Source organism: Sebaldella sp. S0638 (assembly GCF_024158605.1).
Classification (GTDB): domain Bacteria; phylum Fusobacteriota; class Fusobacteriia; order Fusobacteriales; family Leptotrichiaceae; genus Sebaldella.
In genome coordinates this window covers 46,070-58,838 of record NZ_JAMZGM010000004.1, presented here as the reverse complement: position 1 = coordinate 58,838, position 12,769 = coordinate 46,070, and the positions used below count along the sequence as shown (strand labels likewise).

General features: G+C 34.7%; 10 protein-coding genes. All 10 read right to left on the bottom strand.

Annotated features, from left to right (window positions below):
* Positions 1-18 precede the first annotated feature (18 nt).
* The 10 genes from NK213_RS02385 to NK213_RS02340 all read right to left on the bottom strand — a co-directional run bounded on the left by NK213_RS02385 (position 19) and on the right by NK213_RS02340 (position 12,715).
* Positions 19-1,557: a glycoside hydrolase family 28 protein gene (locus NK213_RS02385; RefSeq protein ID WP_253346348.1), complete on the bottom strand. Its 1,539-nt coding sequence runs from the start codon at positions 1,555-1,557 to the stop codon at positions 19-21.
* A 14-nt stretch (positions 1,558-1,571) separates the two neighbouring features.
* Entirely contained in the window at positions 1,572-2,438 is an 867-nt protein-coding gene (locus NK213_RS02380; RefSeq protein ID WP_371926353.1) for a carbohydrate ABC transporter permease, read from the bottom strand.
* 40 nt (positions 2,439-2,478) lie between these two features.
* Entirely contained in the window at positions 2,479-3,360 is an 882-nt protein-coding gene (locus NK213_RS02375; protein ID WP_253346346.1) for a carbohydrate ABC transporter permease, read from the bottom strand.
* A gap of 87 nt (positions 3,361-3,447) precedes the next feature.
* A complete protein-coding gene (locus NK213_RS02370; protein WP_253346345.1) occupies positions 3,448-4,749 on the bottom strand; it encodes an ABC transporter substrate-binding protein in 1,302 nt (433 codons plus the stop codon).
* 49 nt (positions 4,750-4,798) lie between these two features.
* Positions 4,799-5,887, bottom strand: coding sequence for a glycoside hydrolase family 105 protein (locus tag NK213_RS02365; RefSeq protein WP_253346344.1), 1,089 nt, complete (start codon positions 5,885-5,887; stop codon positions 4,799-4,801).
* 401 nt (positions 5,888-6,288) lie between these two features.
* The gene (locus NK213_RS02360; RefSeq protein WP_253346343.1) at positions 6,289-7,647 is read right to left on the bottom strand and encodes an alpha-glucosidase/alpha-galactosidase; all 1,359 of its coding nucleotides are present in this window, start codon (positions 7,645-7,647) and stop codon (positions 6,289-6,291) included.
* Between the two features lie 264 nt (positions 7,648-7,911).
* Positions 7,912-8,559 carry a GntR family transcriptional regulator gene (locus NK213_RS02355; protein ID WP_253346342.1) on the bottom strand — a complete coding sequence of 216 codons (648 nt, stop codon included), beginning with the start codon at positions 8,557-8,559 and terminating at the stop codon, positions 7,912-7,914.
* A 113-nt stretch (positions 8,560-8,672) separates the two neighbouring features.
* Positions 8,673-10,076, bottom strand: coding sequence for a glucuronate isomerase (gene uxaC, locus NK213_RS02350; protein ID WP_253346341.1), 1,404 nt, complete (start codon positions 10,074-10,076; stop codon positions 8,673-8,675).
* Between the two features lie 20 nt (positions 10,077-10,096).
* On the bottom strand, positions 10,097-11,191 hold the full coding sequence (locus NK213_RS02345; protein ID WP_253346340.1) for an ABC transporter ATP-binding protein: 1,095 nt from the start codon (positions 11,189-11,191) through the stop codon (positions 10,097-10,099).
* A gap of 33 nt (positions 11,192-11,224) precedes the next feature.
* On the bottom strand, positions 11,225-12,715 hold the full coding sequence (locus NK213_RS02340) for a UxaA family hydrolase (RefSeq protein ID WP_253346339.1): 1,491 nt from the start codon (positions 12,713-12,715) through the stop codon (positions 11,225-11,227).
* Positions 12,716-12,769: the final 54 nt, after the last annotated feature.

Below are 12,769 nucleotides of genomic sequence, written 5' to 3'. Positions count from 1 at the left end.
ATAACAAAATTTTACCTTCTAAAAGCACTCTTCCACATTATTCCTGATTATTTCTTCACCCTCTGCATTTTCCACAATCAGGTTTTTTATTTCAAGTCCTTTTATATTATTGAAATAAAATCCCCCTCTACTTTGCGGATCAATAAAATCCATCATTGCCGGAATATCTTTTTTAGGATCACCGGCAAAATCTATAGTTAGATTCTCTAACATAACCCTCTCTATTTTACTTTCGGGAAGTCCGTACATAAATCCTGCACACACTTCCGAATTCTTACATACCATATTTTTAAAAGTAATATTTTTTATAACTGGTGTTTCTTCTGTTACTTCTTTTTTTTCCTTACTCCATACATACTCTGCTTTTCCGTCACTGTCGCAGTAATAAAACTCATTTATTACAAAAGGAGTCAGAACTTTATCCATTACTATATTTTGGGCATGAATCCCGTCTATTACACCGCCTCTTCCCCTTCGGGTCTTTATCCTCAGACCCCTGTCCGTATTTTCAAAGAGACAGTTTCTTATATTTACGTTTTTTATTCCGCCGGACATCTCGCTTCCTATGACTACACCGCCATGTCCAAACTCCATGTGACAATTATCAATATTTATATTTTCCGAAGGAATTCCTATATCCCTCCCTATCTTCCCTTTCCCTGACTTTATTGCTATACAGTCATCCCCCACAGAAAATTTCACTCCTGCTATAGTGACATTTCTGCATGATTCAGGATCAATCCCGTCTGTATTCGGAGAATCTTTGGGATTTTTTATTCTCAGATCAAAAAATCCCAGATCGGATGAGAATACCGGATGTACTGTCCATGAAGGAGAATTTTCTATATTTACCCCCACCACATTTATATTATTGCAGTCTGTAAGAAATATGGTTCTCGGACGCCACGATATTCTCTTTATTTTTGCATTTTTCCACCATGTTTCATAATCTGCATTTCCGTTAATAGTTCCTTCACCTGTTATATTTATATTACTTACGCTTACCCCTGTAAAAAGACTGGCAAAACAACCTGCCGGCTCTCCTTCCCAAGATCCCAGATAAAAAGTTTTATCCGGTCTGTTAATACTTGCGGGAAGTATAGGATACATTTCCCTGTCTCTCAGCGCTGTAAGTCTTGCATTTTTGGCAAGATTAATAGTTATATTGCTTTTCAGCAGAACAGGCCCTGTGAGATAATCCCCTTCGGGAATCTCTATTACGGAATTATCAGGCGCAGAATGTATTGCTGTCTGAATGGCAAAAGTATTTAATGTTTTTCCGTCTCCTACAGCTCCAAACTCTCTGATATCCAGAATAAAAGCCGCAAATTCTGTTTTTACTTCCAGTTTGTTACTTTCACCGTCAGAATTTTTCACATAAACAGTATAATCTTTATCAGGTGTAAGATTATAAACTGTATTTATATTCTTCAAAGTTATAAATTCTTTCTTTCCGTTTACATACACTTCTGTGTTTTCTTCAGAATAAAAGCATTTTTCATTTACTATCTGAAATGTAATTGTTTTTGCTGTTTTACAAAGCAGCTTTATTTCCATTTTATCTTCCTTTCTTATTCTTTCAGTCCGCTTGAAGATACACCGTCAACAAAGTATTTTTGCGCAAAGAAGAAGATTATTAGCGAAGGCAGCAATACAATTACAGACATTGCAAGAATTTTATTCCATTCCACTGCGGCACTTGCATCCATTGATATTTTCAGTGCTATGGAAACAGGATATTTTTCTACACTGGACAGATATATCAAAGGACTCATAAAATCATTCATTGTCCACATAAACTGAAATAATGCCACTGATATTATTGCCGGTTTCAAAACAGGAACCAACACATAAATCAAAGTCTGAAAAGTATTACATCCGTCTATCTCCGCTGCTTCTTCCAGATCTTTAGGTATTCCTCTGAAAAACTGCACAAGCATAAATACGAAGAATGCATCCACCCCAAATGCCGAAGGTACTATCAGAGGCAGATAAGTATCCAGCCAGCCAAACTGTTTATATATCAGATACTGAGGTATTCTTACTACTATTTCAGGCAGAAGCAATGTTCCTATTAATATTCCGAAAAGTATTTTTTTTCCGGGAATTTTGAACCTTGCGAATGCATATGCTGTAATAACAGTGGAAATTATAGTAAAGAAAACTTTTGGAACAAGTATCTTAAAAGTATTTATAAAATATGTGGTAAAACTATATTCTGTCGAAGTCGCCCATCCTTTTGCATAGTTATCAAAGTTAAAAGATTTTGGAATAAAACCTACAGAACTGAAAATTTCCGCATTGGTCTTAAAAGATGAACCAATCATCCATAAAAGAGGATAAAGCATTATAAATCCTACTATTATAAGGACAAAATATCTTAGAGCCGAATTTATGCTGTTTTTCATTTTCATTTTTTTCAGTCTTTTTTCGTTCATTTCCATTACATCTTTATCTATAACGATATTTTCATTCATGTTATGCCTCCCCGTCTGAATAATACACCCAGTGTTTTGAAGTCTTAAATGTAAGTGCAGTAAATATAAGAATAATTACGAATAATATCCATGAAAGCGCACTTCCATAACCCATACTGAAGTATTTGAATGAATTGTCATATATAAGCAGTGAATACAGGTATGTCGAATTCAGCGGTCCGCCGTTTGTAATAATGTAAGGCCCGTTAAATTCCTGGAATGCCTGTACCAGCTGCATAATAAAGTTAAAGAATATTACTGGTGTCAAAAGCGGTATTGTTATACTAAAGAACATTTTCATTTTTGATGCCCCGTCTATCTGTGCAGCTTCATAAAGCGTTTCCGGTATATTTTTCAGTGCCGCAAGAAATATAACCATTGCAGAACCAAACTGCCACACTCTCAGTAATGTAAGTGTAAACAGTGCCGTTGACGGATCACCAAGCCAGCTTATAGTCCCAAGTCCTATTTTTGTTGTCAAAACATTCATTAACCCCGTATCTGCAAATAAAAATCTCCATAAAACCGCAATAGCTACATTTCCTCCCAGTATAGAAGGAATATAATAAGCTGTTCTGAAAAAGTTTACCCCTTTTAGCTTAAAATTCAGTATATATGCTATAAATAGCGCAAAAGCAAGTTTTATAGGAACTGTTAAAAACACATACTTAAATGTAACAATTAATGATGCAAGAAACTTTTTATCCTGTGTAAAAATCTTTATATAATTTTGAAACCCAATAAATCTTGGCGCAGTTATAAGGTCGTAATCTGCAAAACTCAAGACCAGCGTCGATACAAACGGAACCAGCTTAAATACCAAAATACCGATAATCCAAGGTGTCAGGTAGATCATTCCCATCTGTTTTTTGGTTAGTTTCATCTTATTTCACCTCTCTTTATATAGCTTTATTAATTTTTTATACAGGAAAGTCTTGAGTTACAGACTTTCCTGTATACTTCTGCCATTCTATCTTGTTATGCTGGCCAATATATCATTTCCGTCAGTTAATAATCTTTTTGCTGCCTGTTCTGCAGTTATTTTTCCATATCCTAATTCTTCAAATGTAGAATTATAAAGTTCCTTAAATTTGCTGTGCTCTACAAGTGTAGAAAGTCCGAATCCCTGACTTGCCTGCATTTTTAAGTATCCTTCATATGAAAGTCCTTTCAACATATCTTTGCTTTTTAACACATCCTGTGCTGCCTTGCTCGAAGGTATCCCTCTTGAAAGCCCTAATATTTCCACTGCTTCCGGGTCATTAAGCATAAAGTCGATGAATTTTGCCGCCATTTCAGGATTTTTTGTTTTCTTATTTATTGCAAAAGCCAGTGAAACTTTTACTAAAGCTGCATTTTCTTTAGCTGCTCCGTTAAGGGTAGGAAATTCCCCTACTACTAACTGCTGACCCTCTTCAAGAGTTCCCTGATATTTTTCCACAGAACTGTCCCACTCATAAACTCCTGCATATTTACCTTTTATCCAGTTTACATCTTCATTCAAAGGTACATTTCCCGCTGATAATTTCACAGGTAACGGAACTAATACATGCTCGCTTACAAGTCTCTCAAAAAACTTCATACCGTCTGCAAGTTCTTCTTCTGTATAGTTGATCTGTTTCTGATCGTTAATAAAAGGTTTTCCTGTTTTCTGTTCCAGATAATAAAGCATCATCTGAAATGCATACTCTGCATTTGCCTGCATTGGATAATAGTCATCCCCTAATTTTTCTTTAAATACTTTTCCTGCGTTAAAAAGCTCGTCCCAAGTTTTTGGAATTTCAAGTCCGGCTTTTTGAAATGTGTTAGAATTATAATAAAATTCTTTTGCAGTAATTCCCACGGGAACAGCATTTAATTTTCCGTCTATTGTAGTTTTTGCCAGTTCTTCTTTTGTGTAGTTATCTAAGTGTAACAGATCAGCTGCCTGATTTAAGTCGTAATATCCGTTTCCGTCTTTAGAAAAAGCATCCAGCCAGTTATGATTTACCTGCATAATATCCGCTGCTGTTCCTCCGGCCATCTGAGTAGTTATTTTCTCATAATGTCCTGCCCATCCTGAATATTCAGCCTTAATTTTTACTCCCGGATTCTTTTCCTCAAAAAGTTTTATTACCTGAAGCGTCTTTTCATGTCTTTCATCTCCGCCCCACCATGAAAATCGGAGTGTAATTTCTTTTCCGTCTCCTCCTGCGTCTCCCCCTGATTTTTTATCTCCGCCGCAGCTTATCACTAATAAAAATGTCATTAACAACATAAATATTTTTTTCATATTTTCCTCCTGAATTTTATTTTCTTAGATTTATTTTTTAGGTTACAATTTATTTTGTTTTTCCCTGATTCTGAATTATTTCGCTGTAAGCCATAAGAAACGGTCCTGTTCCTTTGGCATCATTTGATATAAGTCTCTCAGAATAATAATATTCCTCACTTCCGTCTCTGTAAGGCGTATTTCCCAGTCCTGCTACTCCGCATATGCCTCCCAGAGTTATTTTCCCGTCTTTTTCCGAAAGATATTTTTTTACAGTTCCGTTAAACGCTCTGCTTCCAGATTCTTCATATGCCTTGTCCAAGATACCCAGACGACACCCTTTGAGTATAGAATAAGCTATCATCAGCGTCCCTGAAGTTTCTGCATAATTTTTAGGATTATCGCCCTTGTTTATTACCTGATACCACATTCCGTTTTCTTTATCCTGAAAGTTCAAAAGTGCATCTACAGCTTTTTTGAATACCTCCTTTACCTTTTCTTTTTTTTCATATTTATCATCAGTTATTTCAAGTACATCTACCAGCGCCATTACATACCAGCCCATTGCTCTTGACCAGAAATTTTGTGAAAGACCTGTTTTTTCGTCTGACCATCTTTCTTTTTTTGATTCGTCATATCCATGATAGTAAAGACCTGTTTTATCATCTTTCATGTGTTTCTCCACATTTAATATCTGATTGTATATATCGTCGTAATTCTTTCTGTTATCAAAAATATTCTCATATTCCAGATAAAACGGCAGTGCCATATACAGCCCGTCCAGCCACACCTGATTAGGATATATATTTTTATGCCAGAAATTCTGCTCAAGCGTTCTCGGATGTGTTTTTACCTGTTCATAAAGCTCTTTTATTGCAGTTTCATATCTCCCCTCTTTTGTCTTTTCATATATAGGAAACAGTACCTTTCCTGAATTCAAATTATCAATATTATATTCGGAAATTTCGTAATTTTTTATTTTCCCGTCTGCACCAATCCATTTTTCTATATTTCCGAAAACAAAATCATAATACTTTTCATCACCGGTTGCATTATACATATCCATAATTCCTGTATATATGCAGCCGTCTTCATAATTCCAGCTTTCTTTATAAAAACTGAAATCTTCCATTATCTGCCTAACAAAATTTTCTAACATTTTCAGCTCCTTCTATATTTTTCATATATATTCCCTAAAAATTTCCGTATAACCTCAGACATTTCATTTTGCCTTTATATATACCAATAATTGTCACATGAGGCTTTAGGATTAAATTGATAAAATTATGTACAGAATTTATAAGTAATAAACATATTATTTTTCACATAATTTTATTAAAAAAACCATACTGCCGTAAAAAGTTGCAATACCCAAATTTTGAAATATGGCAATTAATACTCAAATAAATATAATTTTTAAATTTGGGTATTTACAAACTTTATAACTTGAGAAATATGAGTTTTTTCTATATAAACGGGTGATATCCCTTATAGAAAATGTGATAATTCCGAAAAATTTTCCTGACACCTTATCTTATTCTGCTTTCAAAAACCGAAAATCTAGTTAAATTTTTCCAAAGCTTCAAGCATTTCAGCAAACAGTGTCTTTGCATCTTCCTCTTTGAGCGAAGCTCCCTGAGGATCATTTCTAAATGCTTTATAAAGCATCTCTTTATCTCTGTTCAGACAGGCTTTTACTATTAGACCCTGATTTTCAACATGCGGTTTCATCAGTTCCAGTATTTTATCATCTACCTTGCCTGCCATTATAGGACTCACATAATTTGTAGTGAAAAAGGCATTTGTTTCTACTACTGCTCCTTTTTCTATATTTTCCACCTGTCCGTGATTCGGCATATTTATATTTGTCACTGCATCCTTTAGTCCCAGTATCCCTTTTATCTGTCTCACAAAATCTTCTCCTGAATCTTCTTTTTTCTCAAACTCTTTCTTGCCGCTCAAAAGATCTTCTGTTTCTTTTATTAATTCTTTTCTGTTTGATATTCTCCAGTCTACAAGTGTCATCTTAAACATCCACTTTTCATTATCTTGAAGATACCAGTCATTTGGCACGAATTCTGCAAGATGTCGGTCTCCTGCGGCTGCTATACAGTTATATTTTCTAAATAAGTCAAATTTTACTCTTTCCGCTGAAACAAAGTGATCATTAAACCAGTTTTTTTCTCCCTTTTGAAAACCGCTCTCTTTGTATTTTTCCGCGAAGTCTGTATATATGGGAAGAAGGTCAATTCCTTTGTAAGAAGCTTTATCTATCCATGTAAAATGGTTTATTCCTTTTACATTTACCATTATCTCTCTAAAATCTACGTTTTTTAATCCTGTTTTTTCTTCAAGTGCGGCTTTCAGAAGTTTTTGCGTACCGAATACTTCATGACAGCATCCGTAAGCTTTTATTTCAGGAAATACTTCATATAATGTCTTTATACAATTGCTCATAGGATTGGTAAAGTTTACTACCCATGCTTTCGGACAGTATTTTTTTACATTTTCGGCTATTTCAGCTATCATCGGAACAGTTCTCCATGATCTGAATATTCCTCCTATACCTACTGTATCTCCCACCGACTGATATATACCATACTTTTCCGGCATATGAACATCTATTTTCATCTCTTCAAAACTTCCTGGTAATATTGATATAAATACGAAGTCTGCATCTGTAAGTGCTTCCTCTATTTTTGCCACTGCTTTATATTCCCATCTGTCGGAAGTCTTATTTCCTATTGTTTCATTAGCCTTTGCCGCCTGGAAATCTATGTCATACAGCCTGACCTCACCACTTATATCATTATCCTGGGAAATATCATTCATAAAAATTCTGGCCCAGTTATGAGAACCTCCTCCAATATATGCTATGTTAATCTTACTTACTTTTGTGAGTTCTTCATTATATTCCATTTTTCCCTCCTGATATAATTTCAAATTGAAGTTATAATATATTTCAAAATATATTACTAAATATATACCTCGTTTTTGTGAAAAAGTCAATATATAATATATAAAAAAAATACCTGATGATCAGGTATTTTATATCAATATATTTATTTAGCACATTAATTGCAGAGAAAATTATTTCAAATAAATTTTAAGTATTTTACTGTTAACAAAATATATAAAAATATGAAATTTTAGTCTGCTAAAATAACTGTAATATATTACAGTTTAAATTTTTAGATTTCCTATGCATGAAAGAAAATTATTTCTGGATTCTACAATATGCAGACTCAGATTTTCCACAGCTTTTTCTATATCTTTTTCTTTTATTGATCTGATTATTTCCAGATGTTCCAGTATAGCTTCTTTTCTTTTTTCCAGTTTCTGTTTTGAGATATTTCTGAGTCTCTGGTTATGTTCATACACATTGCTCATCATATTTATCAAAAACTTATTTCTCGAAGCATGAAGTATAAAATTATGAAAATCATTATCCTTTTCATCAAGGACAACGGAATTTATTTCTTTTGATTTATCATATTTTTTAAATGCTTTCTCAAAGTCATCAAGCTCTTGTGTATTCAGATTTTCAAAAGCCAGTCTCAATATTATAGGCTCTATAGTTTCCCTCACCTGAAAAATGTCATTGATATCCTTTAGTGATATTTCACTCACAAATATCCCTTTTCTTGGTATTATAGTTATCCAGCCTTCATCTTTCAGTGTATTTATCGCTTCTCTTATAGGAGTTCTGCTGAAATTCAGCTCACTTGATATTTCGCTCTCTTCTATCTTCTGATTAGGAGGGTATTCGCCGGAAATTATCTTATTCTTTATATAATTGTATGCTTTTATTTTTAAATTATTTGAATCCATATCTTCCACCTTTAAATATATTTTTAAATATATTATATTATATTTTTTCTCTTATTTCAATTGTCTTCTTTATATATATTTCCTCAGATTTTCCGTGCTTTCCCCAATTATTTTTATACAAGTCCGAAATAATTTTTTGCATTTGTATAGCTTATATTTTTTACAATATTACCTAAAAGTTCTGTATCATTGGGGAATTCACCGTCTGTTACCCATTCTCCAATAAGATTGCATAGAATTCTTCTGAAATATTCATGTCTTGTATATGATAAAAAGCTTCTTGAATCTGTGAGCATTCCTACGAATCTTGGAAGAAGCCCCAGATTAGCAAGATCTGTCATCTGCGTAATCATTCCCTCTTTTTGGTCATTAAACCACCATGCTGAACCAAACTGAATTTTTCCCGGAGTTTTTCCATCCTGAAAACATCCGAGCAAAGTTCCCAACACGAAGTTATCTCTTGGATTCAGGCAATAAAGTATAGTTTTGGGAAGTTTATCACTGTGATCAAGGTTATTCAGCAAATCTGAAAGAGCTCTTGCACAGTCGTAATCTCCTATAGCGTCAAATCCTGTATCAGGCCCCAGCTGACGGAACATTCTTGTATTGTTATTTCTCATTGTACCTGTATGTATCTGCATAGTCCATCCTCTTTTAGCGTACTCTTTCCCAAGAAACAGCATAAGCTGCCCTTTGTAAAGTGTCAGGTCAGACTCGGTAAAACTTTCTTTTAACAGTGCTTTTTTGAACACAGCATCCATTTCACTGATATTCCCGTGTCTGAACAGAACAGGTTCCAGAGCATGATCAGAAAGTCTGCATCCAGCTTCATGAAAATACTCTATTCTTTCCACTAATGCACTCAAAAGTCCGTTTATATCATTTATTTTCTTATCCACAGCTTTTTCCAGCATTCCAAGCCATGTCACAAAACCGTCTTTTTCAATATTTATAGCTCTGTCCGGTCTGAAAGTGGGAAATACCTTTACGGGAAAATCCTTATCTTCTTTTATAGCTTTATGATATCTCAGATCATCCGCAGGATCATCAGTGGTACAAATCACTTCTACATTTGATTTTTTTATTATTTCTTTAGCTGTAAAACTATCGCTCTGTATTATTTTATTGGCTCTTTCCCATATATCCTCTGCTGTTTTGCTTCCCAGTATATCATCTATACCGAAATATCTCTTAAGCTCAAGGTGCGTCCAGTGATACAAAGGATTTCCAATACAATTTTCAATTGTTTCAGCCCATTTTATGAATTTTTCCTTATCATCTTTTGCCCCGGTAATATATTCCTCACCTACACCATTGATTCTCATTGCCCTCCATTTGTAGTGATCTCCTCCAAGCCATAATTCAGTGATATTTTTGTATCTTTTATTCTCTGCTATCTCCTGCGGGCTTAAATGACAATGATAATCAATAATCGGCATATCTTTGGCATATTTATTATACAGTTCCACTGCCACATCGTTTTTTAGTAAAAAGTCCTCATCCATAAACTGTTTCATTTATTTTCCTCCTAAAATCATTAAATAGCTTCTTCAGTATTTATGTCAAATAATTGACATTTTTCCATATCAAATTTGAATATTCCGCTGTCTTTCAGTCCCAGACTTTCTTCCTGATTCAGCGTCAGTCTTGCTGTTATCTGATTTCCTTCGCAGTCAAAGTAAACTATCTCTTCATTCCCCATCTGTTCTTTTACCAGTATGTTTCCTTTCAGTGCATTCTTCTCTCCTGCATTTCCAAGTGTAATGTGTTCAGGTCTTATTCCGAATGTCACTTCTTTTCCTATATATCCTTTTGCTTTTTCTCTCACATTTTCAGGGAATTCCAATTCAGCACCCTTTATTTTCATTATTATTTTTCCGTCTTTTTCTTCTAATATTCCGTTCAAAAAATTCATTGTAGGCGACCCTATGAATCCTGCCACGAACTTATTCGCAGGATGGTTATAAAGATTCAGCGGTGTATCTACCTGCATTATTTTACCTTCCCTCAGCACACATATTCTGTCTCCCATTGTCATTGCTTCCACCTGATCATGGGTTACATAAATCATCGTAGAACCTAATTCCTTATGCAGCTGACTTATTCTTACCCTCATAGATACTCTCAGTTTCGCATCAAGGTTACTTAAAGGTTCGTCAAAAAGAAATACTTCAGGCTCTCTTACTATTGCTCTTCCCAATGCCACCCTCTGTCTCTGACCTCCTGACATATCTTTTGGTTTTCTGTCCAGAAGATTGGTAATCTCGAGCTTTTCAGCAGCATCTTTTACTCTTCTGTCTATCTCAGCCTTTGGTGTTTTCTTTAATTTCAGTCCGAAAGCCATATTTTCATAAACACTCATATGAGGATAAAGTGCATAGTTCTGGAAAACCATTGCTATTCCTCTATCCTTTGGTGCTACATCATTTACCAGTTTATCTCCGATATATATTTCCCCGCCTGTGATTTCCTCAAGACCGGCTACCATTCTAAGTGTCGTTGACTTGGCACATCCCGAAGGACCTACAAAAACCATGAATTCTCCGTCTTTAATCTCAAGATTTATCCCGTGTACTGCTTTAAACCCGTTAGGGTATTGTTTTTCCACTCCTTTTAACGTTACTTTCGCCATGTTTTCTCCTCCATAATTTTTATTTTTATAAAACTATAATGTTACACCTGACTTAAATATAGCCAGTTCTTTAAATTCATTTATTTCATTTCTCGTTTTTTCACCGTTTGCTACTCTTACTATGTAATCAATAAATTCTTCAAGAAGCACTTCCATATCCATATCATGGCTTATTAATTTTCCCGCGTCGAAGTCTATCCACTTAGGTTTATTTTCTGCAAGCTCTGTGTTTGTAGAAATTTTTACAGTAGGCACAAAACCGCCGTAAGGTGTCCCTCTTCCTGTGGTAAAAAATACCATATGGCATCCTGCCGCAGCCAGTGCTGATGTTGCTACCAGATCATTTCCCGGTGCAGAAAGCAGATTTAGTCCGTTCTTCTTTATTTTTTCTCCGTATTTCAGTACATCTCTTATTTTTGCAGTACCTGATTTTTGTGTACAGCCAAGAGATTTATCTTCAAGAGTAGTTATTCCGCCCTTTTTATTTCCCGGCGAAGGGTTTTCGTATATTACCTGATCATGTTTTATAAAATAATCCTTAAAATCATTGATAAGACTTACTGTTTTCTCAAATATTTCACTGTTTTCGCATCTCTCCATCAGAAGTGTTTCTGCCCCGAACATTTCGGGAACTTCTGTTAAAAGTGTAGTCCCGCCGTAATTAGCCATATAATCAGAAAATTCACCAAGCATGGGATTTGCCGTTATTCCTGAAAAACCGTCTGATCCGCCGCATTCCAGACCAACCTTTAATTCTGAAATACTTGTTTCTTCCCTTTTGTCATTCTTCATTATTTCAAAAAGCTCTTTCAAGAGATTTTTAGCTTCCTCAATTTCGTCACTTACCTGCTGAACAGCAAGAAATCTCACTCTTTCTTCATCATAGTCACCAAGTGTATCTTTGAAAACATCAATCTGGTTATTTTCACATCCCAGCCCCATTACCAGTATACCGCCCGCATTAGGGTGTTTTACAGCATCTTGTAATATTATCTTTGTATTTTCGTGATCATCACCAAGCTGTGAACAGCCGTAATTATGTGACAGTATATTTACTCCGTCAATCATGGATATATCATTTTCTTTGAGAAATTCATTTACTGCTAATTTAGCTATTCCGTTTACACATCCCACAGTAGGTACAATCCACAATTCATTTCTTACACCTATTTCACCGTTTTTCCTTCTGTATACATTTATCTTTTTTTCGGGAATCTTAATAGCATGTTCCTGAAATTTCGGACTATATTCATAATTATTAAGGTCTGAAAGATTAGTTTTTACATTATGAGTATGAACCCACTCTCCCGCAGCAATATCTTTTGCCGCCTTTCCTATAGGCATCCCGTATTTTATTACATTTTCTCCTTCTTTTATGTCTGCAAGAGCTGTTTTATGCCCTTTATCTATATCTTCTGCAAGTACTGTATTTTTATCTCCGTCAGTTATTACTTCTCCTTTTTTCATAGGTTCCACTATTATTGCTACATTATCGCTCTTATTGATCTTAATGTATTTTTTCATGTCTTCACCTTCCGTTTTGACTATTTTTTCGCAAAAATATATTTTGTAATATAT

Coding starts and splice junctions, on each gene's coding strand:
- NK213_RS02340 (WP_253346339.1), bottom strand. CDS start 12,715: ATGAAAAAATACATTAAGATCAATAAGAGCGATAATGTAGCAATAATA.
- NK213_RS02375 (WP_253346346.1), bottom strand. CDS start 3,360: ATGAAACTAACCAAAAAACAGATGGGAATGATCTACCTGACACCTTGG.
- NK213_RS02370 (WP_253346345.1), bottom strand. CDS start 4,749: ATGAAAAAAATATTTATGTTGTTAATGACATTTTTATTAGTGATAAGC.
- NK213_RS02385 (WP_253346348.1), bottom strand. CDS start 1,557: ATGGAAATAAAGCTGCTTTGTAAAACAGCAAAAACAATTACATTTCAG.
- NK213_RS02355 (WP_253346342.1), bottom strand. CDS start 8,559: ATGGATTCAAATAATTTAAAAATAAAAGCATACAATTATATAAAGAAT.
- NK213_RS02380 (WP_371926353.1), bottom strand. CDS start 2,438: ATGAACGAAAAAAGACTGAAAAAAATGAAAATGAAAAACAGCATAAAT.
- NK213_RS02345 (WP_253346340.1), bottom strand. CDS start 11,191: ATGGCGAAAGTAACGTTAAAAGGAGTGGAAAAACAATACCCTAACGGG.
- NK213_RS02365 (WP_253346344.1), bottom strand. CDS start 5,887: ATGTTAGAAAATTTTGTTAGGCAGATAATGGAAGATTTCAGTTTTTAT.
- uxaC (WP_253346341.1), bottom strand. CDS start 10,076: ATGAAACAGTTTATGGATGAGGACTTTTTACTAAAAAACGATGTGGCA.
- NK213_RS02360 (WP_253346343.1), bottom strand. CDS start 7,647: ATGGAATATAATGAAGAACTCACAAAAGTAAGTAAGATTAACATAGCA.